This is a genomic window from Stenotrophomonas sp. STEN033 (assembly GCF_056856655.1).
This window is the reverse complement of the sequence record NZ_JBXFWM010000044.1, coordinates 1-16,806: the sequence shown is the minus strand read 5'-3', so window position 1 is coordinate 16,806 and position 16,806 is coordinate 1. Positions and strand designations below refer to the sequence as shown.

General features: G+C 64.0%; 16 protein-coding genes. 7 read left to right on the top strand and 9 right to left on the bottom strand.

From position 1 onward, the window contains the following. Window positions 1-20: 20 nt before the first annotated feature. Complete coding sequence (locus AC1VXC_RS14440) at window positions 21-311, bottom strand: hypothetical protein (RefSeq protein WP_313170675.1); 291 nt, start codon at window positions 309-311, stop codon at window positions 21-23. A 108-nt stretch (window positions 312-419) separates the two neighbouring features. Here AC1VXC_RS14440 and AC1VXC_RS14435 point away from each other — a divergent pair, with 108 nt between their 5' ends. Both AC1VXC_RS14435 and AC1VXC_RS14430 read left to right on the top strand, forming a co-directional pair. After that, entirely contained in the window at window positions 420-1,223 is an 804-nt protein-coding gene (locus AC1VXC_RS14435; protein WP_313170673.1) for a carboxylesterase family protein, read from the top strand. Between the two features lie 328 nt (window positions 1,224-1,551). Further along, window positions 1,552-4,254 carry a bifunctional diguanylate cyclase/phosphodiesterase gene (locus AC1VXC_RS14430; protein ID WP_482995058.1) on the top strand — a complete coding sequence of 901 codons (2,703 nt, stop codon included), beginning with the start codon at window positions 1,552-1,554 and terminating at the stop codon, window positions 4,252-4,254. 149 nt (window positions 4,255-4,403) lie between these two features. Here the strand turns inward: AC1VXC_RS14430 and AC1VXC_RS14425 are convergent, their stop codons facing one another. Then, window positions 4,404-5,039, bottom strand: a complete 636-nt coding sequence (locus AC1VXC_RS14425) for a LysE/ArgO family amino acid transporter (RefSeq protein ID WP_282265376.1) — start codon at window positions 5,037-5,039, stop codon at window positions 4,404-4,406. A gap of 133 nt (window positions 5,040-5,172) precedes the next feature. Here AC1VXC_RS14425 and AC1VXC_RS14420 point away from each other — a divergent pair, with 133 nt between their 5' ends. Together AC1VXC_RS14420 and phaZ7 are read left to right on the top strand one after the other, a co-directional pair. Next, entirely contained in the window at window positions 5,173-6,078 is a 906-nt protein-coding gene (locus tag AC1VXC_RS14420; protein ID WP_313170668.1) for a LysR family transcriptional regulator ArgP, read from the top strand. Between the two features lie 106 nt (window positions 6,079-6,184). After that, entirely contained in the window at window positions 6,185-7,324 is a 1,140-nt protein-coding gene (gene phaZ7, locus AC1VXC_RS14415; protein WP_313170666.1) for an extracellular native short-chain-length polyhydroxyalkanoate depolymerase PhaZ7, read from the top strand. Between the two features lie 9 nt (window positions 7,325-7,333). On the opposite strand, the gene AC1VXC_RS14410 is transcribed toward phaZ7, so the two are convergent. Beyond that, window positions 7,334-8,086, bottom strand: a complete 753-nt coding sequence (locus AC1VXC_RS14410; protein WP_313170664.1) for a transporter — start codon at window positions 8,084-8,086, stop codon at window positions 7,334-7,336. 247 nt (window positions 8,087-8,333) lie between these two features. Beyond that, the gene (locus AC1VXC_RS14405; protein WP_313170662.1) at window positions 8,334-9,257 is read right to left on the bottom strand and encodes a M14 family metallopeptidase; all 924 of its coding nucleotides are present in this window, start codon (window positions 9,255-9,257) and stop codon (window positions 8,334-8,336) included. A gap of 239 nt (window positions 9,258-9,496) precedes the next feature. Between AC1VXC_RS14405 and AC1VXC_RS14400 the strand changes: the two genes are divergently transcribed. Further along, window positions 9,497-9,820, top strand: a complete 324-nt coding sequence (locus tag AC1VXC_RS14400; RefSeq protein ID WP_313170776.1) for a glycine zipper 2TM domain-containing protein — start codon at window positions 9,497-9,499, stop codon at window positions 9,818-9,820. 67 nt (window positions 9,821-9,887) lie between these two features. On the opposite strand, the gene AC1VXC_RS14395 is transcribed toward AC1VXC_RS14400, so the two are convergent. Then, window positions 9,888-10,772 carry an acyltransferase gene (locus tag AC1VXC_RS14395; protein WP_313170660.1) on the bottom strand — a complete coding sequence of 295 codons (885 nt, stop codon included), beginning with the start codon at window positions 10,770-10,772 and terminating at the stop codon, window positions 9,888-9,890. 193 nt (window positions 10,773-10,965) lie between these two features. Beyond that, a complete protein-coding gene (locus AC1VXC_RS14390; RefSeq protein WP_313493340.1) occupies window positions 10,966-11,688 on the bottom strand; it encodes a cyclic nucleotide-binding domain-containing protein in 723 nt (240 codons plus the stop codon). Between the two features lie 243 nt (window positions 11,689-11,931). Here AC1VXC_RS14390 and AC1VXC_RS14385 point away from each other — a divergent pair, with 243 nt between their 5' ends. Continuing rightward, window positions 11,932-12,822 carry a diguanylate cyclase domain-containing protein gene (locus AC1VXC_RS14385; protein WP_313170657.1) on the top strand — a complete coding sequence of 297 codons (891 nt, stop codon included), beginning with the start codon at window positions 11,932-11,934 and terminating at the stop codon, window positions 12,820-12,822. A gap of 339 nt (window positions 12,823-13,161) precedes the next feature. Here AC1VXC_RS14385 and AC1VXC_RS14380 read toward each other — a convergent pair whose 3' ends face one another. Next, window positions 13,162-13,341: a hypothetical protein gene (locus AC1VXC_RS14380; protein ID WP_481538961.1), complete on the bottom strand. Its 180-nt coding sequence runs from the start codon at window positions 13,339-13,341 to the stop codon at window positions 13,162-13,164. 48 nt (window positions 13,342-13,389) lie between these two features. Next, window positions 13,390-14,355 (bottom strand): MBL fold metallo-hydrolase, encoded by a 966-nt coding sequence (locus AC1VXC_RS14375; RefSeq protein WP_313493338.1) that lies wholly within the window; start codon window positions 14,353-14,355, stop codon window positions 13,390-13,392. 206 nt (window positions 14,356-14,561) lie between these two features. On the opposite strand from AC1VXC_RS14375, the gene AC1VXC_RS14370 reads away from it, so the two are divergent. Further along, the gene (locus tag AC1VXC_RS14370; protein ID WP_481538960.1) at window positions 14,562-15,536 is read left to right on the top strand and encodes a tetratricopeptide repeat protein; all 975 of its coding nucleotides are present in this window, start codon (window positions 14,562-14,564) and stop codon (window positions 15,534-15,536) included. 55 nt (window positions 15,537-15,591) lie between these two features. On the opposite strand, the gene AC1VXC_RS14365 is transcribed toward AC1VXC_RS14370, so the two are convergent. Continuing rightward, a complete protein-coding gene (locus AC1VXC_RS14365; RefSeq protein WP_481538959.1) occupies window positions 15,592-16,626 on the bottom strand; it encodes a S66 peptidase family protein in 1,035 nt (344 codons plus the stop codon). Window positions 16,627-16,806 lie beyond the last annotated feature (180 nt).

The following is a 16,806-nucleotide window of genomic DNA, read 5'->3' as shown; positions in this document are numbered from 1 at the left end:
CAACGTGGCGACGACAGTCGTCATCGCTTCCTTTTCTGCAGGCGTACACCCATCGGGCCCTGCAGTGACCCATCCTCACCGATGGTGAAGTCCACTGTCTCCGCCTCGGTGCCCGGTACCACAACCTGCAAGCTGTCGCCCTCGCGGACATAGCGGGTCTGCTGAACCTTGCCCAGCATTTCGACGCTGGCCCTGCCATCAGCTGCGAAGGTATAGCTCACCATTCCCATGCCATCGTCCCAGGTACCGTCAAGGCCCTGGCTGCAGGCAACCAGCAAGGTTGCCAACGCAACGATCAGCAGCTTCTTCATCCACAACCCCCAGTAACAGCGCAGACCGACACGACGGTGTATCGACCAACATTCTGGCACACGCCCAATCAGGCTAGGCTAGTGGCTTCTGCCAGGGAGCCGGATGCAATGGGTCGCATCGTGATGTCGCTATGTCTGCTGGGCCTGCTGCTGGGCTGCAGCAGCCTGTCCTCAACCACCACTACCGTGCCTGCCAAGGGACAGTTCGTGGCACGCCAACTCGAATTCGAGGGCCATCAGTTCCGTTACCAGGTATTCGTCCCGGCCGCTGCCGCCACGCCGCCGGGCGCACGTCCGCTGGTGCTGTTCCTGCACGGCTCGGGTGAGCGCGGCGATGATGGACACAAGCCCACCCTGGCCGGGGTAGGCCCCTGGCTGACCCAGAACATGGATACCTTCCCCGCACTGGTCGTATTCCCACAGGTTCCGGAGAACGAAGAATGGCGAGGACGCAACGCGCGCATGGCGTTGGCGGTTCTGGATGCGGCCAGCAAGGAGTTTGGCGCCGATCCGCAACGCATCTATCTGACCGGTATCTCGATGGGCGGCTATGGCAGCTGGGAGCTGGCCCTGACCCGGCCTACGCAGTTCGCCGCGCTGGTGCCGATATGCGGGGCACTACGCGCACCGCGACCCGACCGCCCCGGTTTGATGGTCGACCAGGTGGCCGACGTTGCCGATCCCTACCAGGCAACCGTCAACCGCCTGCGCGATGTGCCGACCTGGATCTTCCACGGCGCGCTCGATGCGCTGGTGCCCACCACCGACGACCGCGCCATTGCCGCCGCCAGCCAGCGGTTGGGCGCCGGCTTCCGCTACACCGAGTATCCGGGCGTGGAACACAACGCCTGGGACGCCACGTATCGCAACCCTGCGATGTGGCAGTGGATGTTCAGTCAGCGACGCCAATGAAGGCAGTAGCCACCATCTGCGCCAGCACGACGCGCTTTCCTCGCGCCGGGCGCTGACCGCAATGGTGCCTGAAAGCGCCATTGCGAGCGGGTCGATGCCATAGCGTGATTGCAGTCACGCATCCACTGGCGTCACCTACACGTGCCCTGCACGGCCGGGATTGGACAGTGCAGGTGCGTGCCGCCGCTTCCAACCGCGCAGGGTTCGTGCCATAACAGCGCCTCGCCACTTTCGACAGCAACAAGGGGTTGGCGGCCCATCGCGCTACGCCGCAACGGCAACCGGAGACTCAGGCTTGGCAACTACCGCAACGGCAACGCATGAAAGGTTGCCGCGTACCCGAGGCCTCCATTCCCGGCTGCATCTGCTGATACTTGCCACGCTGCTGCCCTTGTTGGTGATCGGTGCCATTGCCGTCTGGAATGCCGCCCAGGATTACCGTCACAGCTCCGAGCAACGCCTGCAGGAAACCGCCACCGCCCTGGCCCGTGGCGTTGACCAAGGCATCGAGGACAATGTCAACCAGCTACGCCTGTTGTCGTTGCTGGCACCGCAGCTGAGTGAAGCCGCGCCTGAGCTGCAGGCCTGGGCACGTGAAAATCCGGACATTCGCCTGATCCAGGACGACAGCGAACAAGCCCGGACATTACCCTCAGGTCTGCTGTACGACGCACGCCGCGAAGGCAAGGTGCAGGTCTCGGACCTGTTTACCAATGCCATCACCCACACCCCGGAGGTGGCGATCGCCCTGCCCTTCGACGATGCCGGTGGTACCCGCGTCCTGACCATGGTGCAGCCCTCCAATCGACTGATCGCCAGCATCATGGGGACCGGCAACAACCAGCAATTGTTGACGGCGGTCGTCGACAACAACGGCGTCATTGCGGCGCGATCACTGTCGCCGGAACGCTACATCGGCAAGCAGGTGCCCGACTGGCGGGTACTGCAGCGCAGTGGTGGCAAGCACGGGCTGTTCGATGCCAGCAGCAACGAGGGCCTGCCCGTCATCTTCGCCTTCCACCGGCTGCAGGCCGCACCCGGCTGGACCTTGGTGGTGGGAGAGCCGCAACAGAGCTTCCAGGCACGCTGGCAGCAGCCCTTGCTCGGGATCATTTTCGGCGGCATCGTCGCCGCCGTGATCGCCCTGCTCTGGGCCAACGCCATCGCCCGCAGCATCCTGCTGCCCATCCGCGCCCTGGTGCAACGCAGCCACGGCGTGGTCGACAACCTCACCCACCTGCCCGACCCGCAGCCCTCCAACATCCGTGAGGTGCGCAGCCTGCAGAGCAGCCTCAGTGGCACCGTCGATGCATTGAAGCGAAGTGCCGATGAAGCGCGCGAACTGGCCCGCGACCTGAAGGACAGCGAACAGCGCTATCGCGCCGTTGCCGAAGCCGGTGCATTGGTGCTCTGGCAATCCGATCGCAACGGGCAGGTGCTTGCCGCCACCGGCTGGCGCGAACTCACCGGGCAGTCGGACGAACACGCACTCGGCAAGGGCTGGCTGCGACGGGTCAATGAAGACGACCTGCCACAGATCGAGATCGCGCTTGAGCAGAGTTTCACCGCCAGCAAGACCGGCTCGCTCGATGTGGAGTTCCGCGTCCTCGACCTGCATGGCAAGTGGCGCTGGTTGCGCGCCCGGGGTGCCCGCATCGGTCACAGCCTGAGCAAATGGGCCGGCGTGCTCGAGGATGTGGATGCACGCCGACAGGCGCAGGCGCGTATCGCCTACCTGGCGTTGCATGACGCACTGACCTCGCTGCCCAATCGCAGCATGCTGTTCGAGAAGCTCGACCAGGCCTTGATCGCCGCCCAGCGAGGCCATCACAGCGCCTTGCTGCTGCTGGACCTGGATCGCTTCAAGGAGGTCAATGACAGCCTGGGCCACCCCACCGGCGACCGTTTGCTGCAGGAAGTGGCCCAACGCATCCTCGCCTGTGTACGCGGCAATGACCTGGTTGCACGGCTGGGCGGCGACGAGTTCGCCATCCTGATGGCATCGGAAAACCGCATGCCCGAAGCCGCCGCCGCACTGGCCGCGCGGCTGGTGGACGAACTGGGCCGTAGCATCGAACTGGAGAACCACCAGTTCGCCATCAGCACCAGCATCGGCATCGTCCTGATCGACAGCCAGGCCCGCGCCGCCGATACCTTGATGCGCAACGCTGATCTTGCGTTGTACCGGGCCAAGGATGAAGGCCGTGGCTGCTACCGCTTCTTCGAGGCGGAGATGGACACCCGCATGCAGCGCCGCCGACAGCTGGAAACCGAGTTGCGCACGGCCCTGCAACAGCAGCAGTTTGAACTGCATTACCAGCCGCTGGTGGATCTGCGCCTGCGCCAGGTCACCGGGTTTGAAGCCCTGCTGCGCTGGAACCACCCGCAACGCGGCCTGCTCGAACCCAGCCAGTTCCTGGGCCTGGCCGAAGACATCGGGATGATGCTGCCACTCGGCGCCTGGGTGCTGCGGCAGGCCGCGCACGACGCCAGCCAGTGGCCGGAACAGATGAAAATTGCGGTGAACCTGTCGGTCTCGCAACTGGCCCAGCCCACCCTGGCCGACGGCGTCGAGCAGGTGTTGGCCGCCACCGGGCTGGCCCCGGCCCGGCTGGAACTGGAAATCACCGAGAACGCGCTGATCGCCAACATCGAAGCGGCCTCCGCGCAGCTGCTGCGCCTGAAGCAGGCCGGTGTATCGATCGTGATGGACGATTTCGGCACCGGCTATTCGTCGCTGGGTTACCTGCGCGCGTTCCCGTTCGACAAGGTCAAGATCGACAAATCCTTCATCCGCGACCTGGGCGAGCAAAGCCAGGGCAGCGCGATCATCGGCGCGGTATCACACCTGTGCGAGAAGCTGGGCATCACCACCACCATCGAAGGTGTGGAGACCCAGGCGCAACTGGCACAACTGCAGGAGGAGCACTGCGCCGAGGGACAGGGCTATGTATTCGGGCGACCGATGCCGCTGGCAGAAGTGGAGGACTTCATCCTTCAATGGCCGGCACGCTGGAACCCGGCCACCTAGCGGCGAAGACAAAGCCGTAGCCCGGGTAAGCGCGACGCACCCGCAACTGCTGTTTCACAGGCAGGAAGAACGACAGATCTCTGCTCCCGGGTGCGCTGCGCTTACCCGGGCTACGTTGCTGCGTTCATCCTGACGGATCAAGCCTGACCTCAGTTGACCCCGCGGATGGCCAGGGTCAAGGCCAGCACGCTGAGGATCACGGCGATGGTGCCGTCCAGAATGCGCCAGGTGGAGGGCTTGGTGAACAACGGCGCCAACATGCGAGCGCCCAGCCCCTGCACCGTCAGCCACACGCCGCTGGCGGTCACCACGCCGATCGCAAAGGCCATGCGCGACTCACCGAAGTTGTCGGCGATCGAACCAATGACCATCATGTCCAGCCAGAAATGCGGGTTGATGATCGAGAAACCGGCCGCTGCCATCAGCGCTGCGCGCAACGACTGCTCGCCGTTGTCATCCAGCTTCATGCCACCGCCACCGGCCACCGCACGCCGCGCCGACTGCGCCGCATACCAGGTCAGGAAGGCAACACCACCCCACAGCAGGACGGTGGTCAGCCACGGCAACTGCGCGGTCAGCTGACGCAGGCCGGCCACGCTGGCCATGATGAACACCGCGTCGATGGCGAAGCAGGTGGCAATGATCGGAATCACGTGCTGGCGCATGATCCCCTGACGCAGGATGAACGCACTCTGCGCGCCGACGATGGCGAACAGACCGATACCGATACCGGCACCACTGAGCCAGGCACTGCCGGCGGCTTGGGCGGAAATAACCGAAAACATGAGGAAAAACCTTGCTACTGGGGGGAAGGACGCAGCGGGAGAACCCACCGGCACGTCCGGACGCGGCAATTGTCGCAATGCAGCAAGGAAAAGTAGAGCTAAACTTCATTAACCATCATTAGCAGAACTTAATATGCGCATTGATCATGCCCAGTTGCGGGCGCTGGCCGCGGTCATCCGCGAAGGCAGCTTCGAGCGCGCGGCGCTGTCGTTGAACGTCACCGCCTCGGCGGTATCGCAGCGGATCAAGGCGCTGGAGGACAGGGTCGGCAAACTGCTGATCAAGCGCACCATCCCCACCGAGGCAACACCGGAGGGCCAGGTGCTGGTACAGCTGGCCGAGCAGACCGCCCTGCTCGAGCGCGATGCCTTCGAGCGCATCGGCCTCAGCGATGCCGAGCTGCCCAGGGCCAGCATCCCGGTGGCGGTCAACCACGACAGCATGGAAACCTGGTTCCCGGAGGCGGTGCAGACCTTCTCCCACAGCACCTCCACCACCCTGGACCTGCATACCGAAGACCAGGACCACACCGTTGCCCTGCTGCGCCAGGGCGCGGTGATGGGTGCGGTAACCACCTTGTCCGAGCCGGTGCAGGGCTGCCAGATCCATGCGCTGGGCAGCATGCGCTACGCAGCCACCTGTACCCCCGAATTCCATGCCAGGCATTTCGCCAAGGGCGTGACCGCACAGGCGCTGGCACAGGCACCGGTGTTGGTATTCAACCGCAAGGACGACATGCAGGCCCGCTATGCACGCCGTCTGGCCGGGGTCGAACAGCCGCACAATGCGCCAACCTGGTGGATCCCCTCCACCCGCGCCTTCGTCCACGCCAACCTCGGCGGACTGGGCTGGACCATGAACCCGTTGCCATTGGTACGCCGGCACCTGGAGAGCGGGCGCCTGGTTTACGTCAAGGCGCGCGCCTGGGAGGACGTGCCGTTGTACTGGCAGCACTGGAAGGGCGAGGTCAAGACCATGGCCTTGCTGACCCGCGCCATCCTGCAGGCCTCGGCCATGCTGATACGCAAGCGCAGATAGCGCGGGGCCTGTGCTGCACTGCAAGTTTCCCTAAAGGACACTGCCTGCCCCGGCGGCCCGGGCGGATGCTGCAGGAATTGACCCACACACCTACCGGAGCCGCCAGATGTCGAGCAAACGATCTGCCCCCGTCATTTCCTCGTGGCTGCTCAGCGCCTTGGCCGCGCCGTTGGCGGGCGCCATGCTGATGCTGGCACCCACCAGCGCCAAGGCCCTGGAGTGCGGCAGCAACAACGGTTACACCTGCACAGGAACGGCGAACCAATACGCTGGCGGGTTCAATCCCGGTGTCGGCCAGGGCGGTTTTGGCGGCGGCAGCTGTACCGCCAGCAAGACCCCGGTGGTATTCATTCCCGGCAATGGCGACAGCGCCATCAGCTTCGACATGCCAGCCGGCGCGGTGGCCGGCTACAGCACCCCGCCGCGCTCGATCTATGCCGAACTGAAGGCTGCCGGCTACAACGACTGCGAACTGTTCGGCATCACCTACCTCAGCGCCAGCGAGCGCGCGGCACCGCAGTACAACTACCACACACCGGCCACCTATCAGACGCTCAAGACCTTCATCGACAAGGTCAAGGCCTATACCGGCAAGAGCCAGGTCGACATCGTCACCCACTCGCTGGGCGCGACCATGGCCCTGGCCTCGATCAAGTACAACGCCAATCAAGGCAGTGTGCGCCGCTTCATCAATATCGCCGGTGGCCTGCGCGGCCTGCAGACCTGCCGCAGCACCGGTTATCAATCGACCCTGGCGCCCACCTGCAACGCCGAGGCCTATGTCTTCCCGTACAACTACTACACCTTCGGCCTGTACCCGAGCACCGGCGTAGCCTATTACGGCTACAACCGCTGGACCGGCAGTGGCAGCGGCAGCCTGCGCACGTTCCCGGCCACGTACACCGGCATCCGCTTCTACACCATCACCGCCGGCTCGCGTGACCAGGTGCATTGCTTCACCACCAGCTACAGCGCCGGCTGCGCCGATGGCGCATTGTTCAATAGCGCTACCAATGTCTACGCGCAGGTCGACATCGGCGCAGGCAGCAGCGCCTACAGCTTCGACTGGGATTGGAGCGACGGCAGCCCGTACAACTTCGGTGGCGGCGACACCAGCAGCGGCGTCGGCCATTTCCGCTCGAAGAACAATGCCGGCCTGATCGTGCGCAACATGCTCACCAGCGACTGCACCAGCAATTGCGCAGCCGGCTACAGCGGCGTGTACGGCCCTGCGGTCAATCGCTGAACCGCGTTCTCAATCGAAGGACATCGATACGCCGACGCCGCCTTGCCAATCGGTGGTGTCGGCATCCAACCCGCGCAGGAACGATGCATCCAGTTGCACGCGCGGGCCCACCATCCACGTCACACCGGCACCGGCCGCACGCATGTACTGCGCGCCGGTGCCATAGCCGCCCTCGACATAGGCCGACAACTGCGGCCGCAAGGCGAAGCCATAGCTGGGCGAGAACAACCAGCCGCTGCCACCGTCGCCCCATTGCCGGTCGATGTAGAACGCCAGGCTGCTGTCGCGCGGCAGCGCCCATGCCGCCGTCACGCCAAGGTCGTAGTCATGCCCCGCATCACCCAGCGGTGCCCTGCCCCAAGGCAGGCTGGCCCCTGCTTTGAATGCCACTGACAGCTGCTCGTTGGCCAACGGCGGTGCCCACTTGAGTGCGGCGCTGCCGTCGCCGCCGCCGCTGTCCTGCACACGGATACCAGGGCCGCGCAGCCGCAGCCTGCTCCAGCTGTCCGCGCCAAGTTGCAACTCCAGCGTATCGGCAAGCCCGACGCGCAACAGCGTGTCTGCGGTCCAGGTGGTGGTGGTCAGGCCATCGCTGCGATCACGGCTGGCATCGGGCAAGCCCTGCTCCCAGACAATTACGTGCTTGCCGACCGTACTGGTGGAAAAGCCGATGCCTGGACGATCGAACTCCGGCGCGTCATCGGCCTGGGCGGGGCCACTTGCCAAGGCGAGCACTGCCAGCAGCAGAGACGAGGTTTTCATGCCCGCCATGTTCCATACGTGGCTGGGTGGCGATGTGAAAGATCATGGGCACTACCGGCATGCGCAGGGGGCGCCACGCTGCGCGATGGCCCGTTCCGGCTGTTGCAGCGTGCTTCCCGGGTGCGCTTCGCTTACCCGGGCTACGGATGCTCCGGGGAAGTCCTTCTGGTCGGTGGCGAGGCCACAAATGAAAAACCCACCCGCTTGCGCCGGGTGGGCCTTCAGCAAACCTGCGGATCCAGAGACCTCAGCGATGCGCCAGCGCGTAATCCAGCGCGCCGATCACCGCCGCCACCTGGGCGTCGTTGCACTGCTGCGGGGTCGCCTTGGCGCTGTCCGGATACACCTCGGTGGTGGTCGTGTAGCGCGCACCGCTGACGCTGGCGCATAGGCCAAGGGCCTTGAGCGGGTATTCGATCACGCCTTCGGCCACCACCTTGGAACCGATGATCTCGCCGCGTTCGTCGGCCGGTGCCAGATGGGTCACCTTGGCCACTTCGGCATTCACCGCCTGCTGGAACAGCGGCTGGCGATTCTCGGTGTCATCCACCAGATAGAAACCATCGGGAATCTCGCCCGGCTCGAACGGCTTGCCATCGCGCGCGGCCAGCGCCGGACGGAATTCGGTTTCGTCGGTGTCGGTGGTTTCGTGCAGGTCGATATGCATCAGCACGCCCCCCCGCAGCGGCGCAACCAGGGCCATCAATGCCGCCGATTCCTGCGCCGGGCTGTTGTCCACGAACGAACGGTTCGGGTCCAGTGCCAGCGCATTCCAACGCTGGATGCGCTCATAACCCCACGGACTGACGCAGGGGGCGACCAGCAGGTTGCAGCGGCCGGCGTAACTCTCCGCGTGCTGGTCGACGAACTGCAACGCGCCCTGCACGCCGCTGGTCTCATAGCCGTGTACGCCACCGGTGACCAGCATCACCGGCAAGGCCTCGTTCCAGTTCCGGCTGCGGATGGCAAACAGTGGATAGCGACCCGACGGGTAGTCCAGTTCACCGTATTGGGTGACATCGAAGCGCTCACGCAGCACATCTATTTTTTCCACCACCTCACCTGCATAGCTGCGCTGCACCTGCTGCTGTTCCAGCCACTGCGCGCGCTCCTGCTCGCCCCACGGCTTACCGGGGGTGCCAATCGGATAGAAAGCGGCATCAATGCTCATGCGCAGGTCTCTTCAATACGGAGGATGGCGCGCACTTTACACCCAAGCCGAGGAAGCTTCAGGCTGCACGGCACATTGGATGAACGCAGGTTCAATTGCGCCGCTCGCTTTTCACCTCGAATTTCATTGCGTGGGCGCAGGCTGGACGCACATTGGCGCAAAGCTGCGCTGCCAATAACAGGAGTATCGACATGGGCAAGCTTCCTATCACCCTGGCCTCGACCATTGCCGCGAGTGCAATGCTTCTCTCCGTCGGCGTCAACGCACAAACCTATGGCCCACGCGATGAAGGCCGCCGTTTCAACGACGGCAGCCGCGTGGTCTGCCACGAGGTGGAGGTAGCCAACAACGCACGTGACCAGAATCGCGTAGCCGGCACCGCCACAGGTGCTGTGGTCGGCGGCCTGCTAGGCAACCAGGTCGGCAAGGGCAATGGCCGCAAGTTGGCCACGGTGGGCGGCGCGGTGGCGGGCGGTCTGGTGGGCCGCAATGTGCAGGGCCGCAACCAGGAGCGCAATGGCCAGCGCGTGGTCGAGACCCGCTGCGAACGGGTTCATCGCTGACGAATCCAGCGCCATGCAAAGCAACAAAGGCCCTGTCAAGGGCCTTTGTTTTCAACGATGGCGGTGATCAGGCCTTGCTTTCGAGCAGACGCGCGATGTCCTCATCCTTCTGCTGCCACAGGCCATTCATCCACTGCTGGAACTGGGCACGGAAGTTGCGATCTTCCTGGTAGTTGCGGCCGATGAACTCGGTGGGGATAGGCAGCTTGCGCACCAGCACCTTCACTTCCGGCAGGCGATTGGCCATCAGGTCCATCATCGAGGGAATGCCCTTGGGATAGACGATGGTCACATCCAGCAAGGCATGCAGGCCCTTGCCCATCGCATCCAACACGAACGCCACGCCGCCGGACTTGGGTTTGAGCAGGTGTTTGAACGGCGAGGCCTGCGCTGCGTGTTTGGCGGCCGTGAAGCGGGTGCCTTCGACGAAGTTCATCACCGCCACCGGAATGCTGGCGAATTTCTCGCAGGCCTTGCGGGTCACTTCCATGTCGCGCCGGCCCAGCTCGGGGTTCTTGGCAATCTGCTTGCGGTTGTAGCGGCCCATGAAGGGAAAATCCAGGGCCCACCAAGCCAGGCCCAGCACCGGCACCCAGAACAGCGAGCGCTTCAGGAAGAAACGCAGCAAAGGAATCCGGCGGTTGAACACCTTCTGCAGCACCAGGATATCGACCCAGCTCTGGTGGTTGGCCAGCACCAGATAATGCCCATCGCGCTCAAGCCCCTCGGTGCCACTGACCGTAAAGCGGGTAGCGGTAAAGGCATGGATCATCGCGCTGTTCACCGCGATCCAGCTTTCCGCCAAGCCAGTCAGCAGCGGATTGCAGGCCCGACGCACCGACTTCAGCGGCAGTACCGCCTTGAACAGCGCCACCACGAACAACGGCAGGCAGTGTGCCAGCGTATTGATCACGATCAAGGGGAAAATCAGAGCCACGCGCAACCACACCATGGAAATAACCGCGGGGAGCAACCCCAGAACCCAAAGAAGCACAGGGTAGCAAAACCGGCGCTTCAGGTTTTATCCGAAACCGTCCGCACGCCCGACAAACGTCGGCCAACGCACCGGGATCCCCCAACCCTCACGGGCCAGGACAACCCCTGTGCAGCGGGGCACCGCCCCACTCGTTGCCGCCCCGCGGAGATCACTGCAGGCTGGTCTGTATCACCTCGACCCGGATGCCCGCCTCGGCCATGGCCTGGTTGGCGGCCGCCAGCTTCAGCCGCATGTCCTTGCGGAAACACTGGTCGATGGCATGTTCGATCTCGGGTTCACGGGCCATCAGCTGTCGCAGCGCATGCCGCTCCAGTGCCAGGTAGCGGGTCGGCTTGGCGGTGATCACGGTCGCGGTGGCCGGCATGTCGGTCAGTACGCTGATCTCCCCCGACAAGGCACCCGCCCCGCACCACCCCACAACGGCTTCATCCACCATGACCGCGACTTCACCGCTGGCAATGAACAGCATGTGGCTGGCCTGTTCGCCATGGCGGATCAGCACCTCACCTGCCCCGGCCTCGCACCATTGCCCCAGATCCAGCACCCGTCGCGCCTGCGCCGGCTCCACCAATGGCAATACGGCTTCCCTGAAGCGGCGTTCCTCGGCGCTGAAATGGGTGATGCGGTTGCGGTAGGCCTGCAGCGACAGCTGGCCCACGTTGACTGCCACGAAGATGATCTCCCAGGTGGCGCTGACGTAATCGGAGATCATCACCGAATAGGTGATGCTGAGCAGTCCCGACGCTACCGCCAGCGCACGCAGCCACATCATGCGTGTCATCAACATCGACAGGATCAACAGCAGGTAGCTGGCATGGCCAACCATCCCGTCTACCGAAAGTGCAGATTGCAGGAAGCTGTTCAGGTCCATGCCGCGAGCATGGGACAAGCCCTTGCAGACCGCAATTGGCAATGCCTGCCCTCCCCCGCCAGCAGCGCTCCTGCACGCCGACGACGGCCGCAAGGGTGCCCGTTCAGGCCGGCGGAACCGGGGGCCGGTAATCGGCCGCGCCATCGGTCCCGCAACCGATGTTCGCCGCAGGGAGCCTCACCCGACATACGCTGACATCTGGAAACGGCATAATCCCAGCCTTCGTATTTGTCGTGTCTGCACATGCCTTTCAAGTTGCCGCCGCTCGGTGAAGTCCTGGACCTGCTACCCGACGCGGTGTGCATGGTTGCCCCCGATGGCGAACTGCTGATGGTCAATGCCGCATTCGAGACCATCTTCGGCTACACCCCCGCCGAGGCCAAAGGCCGGCAGATCATGGATCTGGTACATCCAGAGGACCGCGCCGCCACCAAACAGTCGGCGCTGGACGTGATGGCAGGCCGGCCACGTTCCAACTTCCGCAACCGCTACATCCGCAAGGACGGCAGCGTGGTCGACATCCAATGGTCGGCCAAATGGCTGCCGGAATACGGCATCCGCATCGGCGTCGGCCATGAGGTAACCGCCCTGCGTGGAATCGAACGACAGCTGGAGCACCTGGCCAGCCACGATGCCTTGACCGGCCTGCCCAATCGTTATCACCTGCGCCGTGAACTGGAAGCGGCGCTGGAGCGCGCGGGGCGTGACGGCAGTGGGCTGGCACTGCTCTACATCGATCTGGATGGCTTCAAGGCCGCCAACGACCACTACGGGCATGAAGCCGGTGACCGCCTGCTGCGTGACGCCGCCCGCCAACTGCGCGATGGCCTGCGACAGAACGACCTGATCGCCCGCGTCGGTGGCGACGAGTTCGTTGCCGTGCTGCCAGCCTGCGCCAGCCCCGGTGATGCGCTGAATATCGCTACCGCCCTGCGTGCACGGCTGGCGTTGCTGCAGAGCCTTGGCAGCGACACCCCGCAGATCGACGCCAGCGTGGGCGTAGCCTGCTTCCCCGCCGACGGCAGTGACGCCGACGCACTGCTGCGCCATGCCGATGCCGCCATGTATGCCGCCAAGGCGAAGAAGCGCCTTGCCAACTCCGCCGCGGATCGCGCCTCCAACCCGATTTCCTGATCCAGGCCGCTCTTCCAGGGTTGGGACGGTGTGCGTGGCGCACGCCATGACACCGACATCCCAACGGCCACCGGCCCGGGATCGCGAAGCGACTTGCCGCGTGAACGCAACGTCCCCAGAACCCACCCTATCGACAGAATGGGTTCTGCCTGCATACGTGAGTGGGCGCTATTGGACCGACTGGATCCGGATCTCGGCGCCGGAGGTCCGACTGCCCAACTCGATGATCTCATCAGCATCCAGGCCGGCGACCCTGTCCTTCACCCTCGCAATGCCAAAACCCTGCAACTCCGGATTGCCCACCACCTCATAGGCAGAGTTCACACCGTCCAGATTGATCTAAAGCATGGCCAGCAGAAGCTTCTGCTTTTTCTCAGCACTGACGGATTCGATCATTTGTTTCCAACTGGACTCCGCTGCCGCATCGGAAGATGCGTCCAATCGGATCGGCTCCTTGGCCAAGGCGCTACCTGCAGCCAGGACGCCGATGATGAGAACAACAAAAAATCGAGCTTTCATAATGATCCTCCTTGAAGTCTGATACCGGCGCCTTTCTGCATCAGGCCGCTACTTCCAGGGCAATTCGCCCTTGGCCACCTTGGCACTGAGCTCCAACGATGCCTCACCTGGCAGGCCCGGATAGCGCTGCTTCATCGCCGCAATCAGCGCACCCGAATCCTTGGCCTTTGCCGCTTCCTCGTCGAAAGCCCGGATGTAGTTGGCGGTGAATTCAACCGCAGCCAGATCCTGTGGTGCGCCTTCCGCATAGTGGCCGGGAATCACCCGTACCGGCGCAAGGTCCTTGATCTGCTGCAGCGCGGCCAGCCAATCCTGATGTGACTGCGGCGTCTGCGTATCAGCCATGAATACGTGAGAACCTGCATCCACCAACACCCCGCCCATCACCGTCCTGATCGAGGGCACCCACAAGGCCGTGCGCTGCGGGCTGGCGCCATCCAGGCCGATCACCTGCAACTCCTGCCCCTCCAACTGCAGGCTGTTGCCCTGCAATGGTGCAGGCACCAGCAACTGTCTGGGTGCATTGGCACCCAGTTGCGGCCCCCATATCTTCAGCTTTTCATCCTTGCTGGCCTGTATATGCGCGATGGTCTGCGGCGTAGCCAGGATCTGCGCATCGGGGAATGCGGCGTGCAGAGTCTCCAGGCCGAAGTAGAAATCCGGGTCGCCATGGCTGATATAGATCGTGGTCAGCTTCTTGCCTGACGCCTTGATCTTCTCCACCAGCTTGGCCGCGTCGGCGGTGGAGAACTGCGCATCGACCAGCACGGCATCGCTGGTCCCGGTCAACAGTTCCGAGGACACCGCAAAGATGGCGTCCGCACCAGGATTGAACACTTCCACGTTCAAGGCTTGCTGGGTGCCTTGCGATGACGGGTCGGTAGCCGGCGCCGCTGCCGAGGGGGCTGCGGTGGTCGCCCCGTCTGGCGTCCCGGGCTTCCCGCAGCCGGTGATTGCCAGCGCGATCGCGATCGCCACCACCAACGTCATGCATTTCAAACCTTTGTCGTTCATTGCGCTGCTCCAGCAAGCCACGGATGAAAACCGGCATGCACGATACCGCCCACGCTAAAAGCACGACCGCGCATTGCGGACGATGCTGGCAATACCGCTGTTATCCGCATGTTAAAGCGCGCAACTGCCAGTCGCACCCCGTACCCCGCCTGCGCAGCATACGGTGCGCATGCGATCATCCTTTCCCCCCAACACTGCTGCCCGAAATGACTTCCGAACAGTCTGATCTCGAAAGCATCCACAACCGGGCCTACCTGGCCATCGACGATGGCGAGTTGTGCAGCGCCACCCAGGATTTCGACCTGCTGTTACAGCACCACCCGGAGAACCCGTTCTATCACTACATGCGCGGTCTGGCATTGAAGTACCAGATGGAATGGGCCGGATCACTGCGGGACAACCTGCGCGCCATCGAACTGGCCGAGGAGTTCAGCCAGGCCCAGCACTGGAACGCCGCCATTGCGGCGACCGGCCTGGGCCAATGGACGACAGTGCGCGAACTATGGGCCGCCTGCGATATCACCCTGCCCGAAGGCGAAGGCCCCATCGACGGCAACTTCGGTGTCGCGGTGGTGCGCCTGAATCCATGGAGTGCCGGGGAAACGGTGTTCATGCGCCGCATCGACCCGGTGCGCGCACGCATCCTCAACGTCCCGCTGCCGGAAAGCGGCCACCGCTTCGGCGACATCGTGCTGCACGACGGTGCCCCCACCGGCGCACGCTTCGATGGCGAGCGCGAGGTGCATGTGTTCAACGAACTGGAGCGGCTGGAGTCGTCCGAGTTCCAGACCTTCGTGGTGTTCGTGCGCGCGGACAGCGCCGAGGACATCAACGCGCTGCTACGTGCCAGCGCACCCGGCATCGGCTATGCCGAGGATTGGACCCGCAGCATCCGCCATTACTGCCTGCGTTGCAGTTACGGCGCGCCGCACAGCCATGCATCCAGGCCTGATGAAGACACGGCGTGGCAGCGTGAGCGCAACCTCGGCATTGCAGCGCAGAGCCACTTATCCGTCGAGAAGCTGTTGAAGGATTGGCTCGCCGGCGGTAGCGGCCGCCATCTGGACGCCATCGAGACCCGCGAGTGTCCGCAGCCGGCACGCGAGGACGGCCATGCCTGGTGGTTGTCGCCCGAGGATGAAGACGAGGACGAGGACGCACACGGCGACGAGGAAGAGTAAGCCCCGTGCAATGACGACGTGAGCGCACCGCGCCACGTCGTCGCGCATATCACGCTCAGGCCAACGCCGGCGCCAGCAGGCGGAAGGTTCCGGCGTCGGCATCCATCTCCACCTTGCCGCCGACCGGCACGATGAACTGCTCCTTGATGTGGCCGATCATCGCGCCACGGTAGGCCGGAATCTTCAACGGCAGGATGTAGTCGTCGAAGATCTGGTCCAGGGTCAGCGAGCCATAGCCATCACCCGGCGCGCAATCGGTGCACTCACCGAAGATGAAGCCGGCGATCTTGTCCAGCGCACCCATCAGCTTCAAGGTGCTGAACATGCGGTCGATGCGATAGGGCGCCTCTGCGACGTCTTCCAGGAACAGGATCTTGCCGGTGAAATCCGGCAGATAGGGCGAACCGGCCAAGGCCGTGAGCACGGTCAGGTTGCCGCCGATCAACTCGCCTTGCGCCTTGCCACCACCGATGGTCAATGTGCGGTTGTCGCGCGGCACCAGCTCATCGTCGTTTTCGCTGCGGTTCTGGTAGTGCATCAATTCGCGCTTGAAGAACACGCGTTCGAACTGATCGACATTGAAACGGTTCCAACTGCCTGCGCCGATCTGCCCATGGAAAGTCACCAGGCCGGTTTTGGCATGGATGGCACAATGCAGCGCGGTGATGTCCGAGTAACCGAGCAACACCTTGGGATTGGCGCGGATGCGCTCGTAGTCGAGCAGCGGCAGCAGCCGTGCTGCACCGGAGCCGCCGCGCACACAGATGATGGCCTTGACCTGTTTGTCGCCGAACATGGCATTCAGATCGCCCGCGCGCTCGGCATCGGTGCCGGCCAGGTGGCCATGGCGCGCGGCGTAATGCGCCCCGGTCTTGACCACAAAGCCCAGCGCCTCCATCGCCTCGCGCGCCAACTGCAGGCTGAGCCGCTCGCTGCTGGCCGAGGACGGGCTGACCAGGCCGACCGTATCGCCCTTGTTGAGCCCGGCGGCCAGCAGCTGCCCGCGCGTAGCCGCCATTGCGCCCTGCATGCCGAGCAGCGGCAAGGCTGCCGCCAATGCCGTACCGCCAATGAAACGCCGTCTATCCATGTTGTTGCCTGTTACCGGGAGTCGACCCAAGAGTAGCAGCGCAAAGCTCCACCTGTAGTGGGGGGGGGGGGGGGGGGGGGGGGGCGGGGGGGCCACACAAGCCCGCCCGCGAAGCGGCGCGCAAAAAAAAATCAAGAGCAAAACAACACCAGGAGAAAAAAAAAAAGGCAGGAGCCGAGT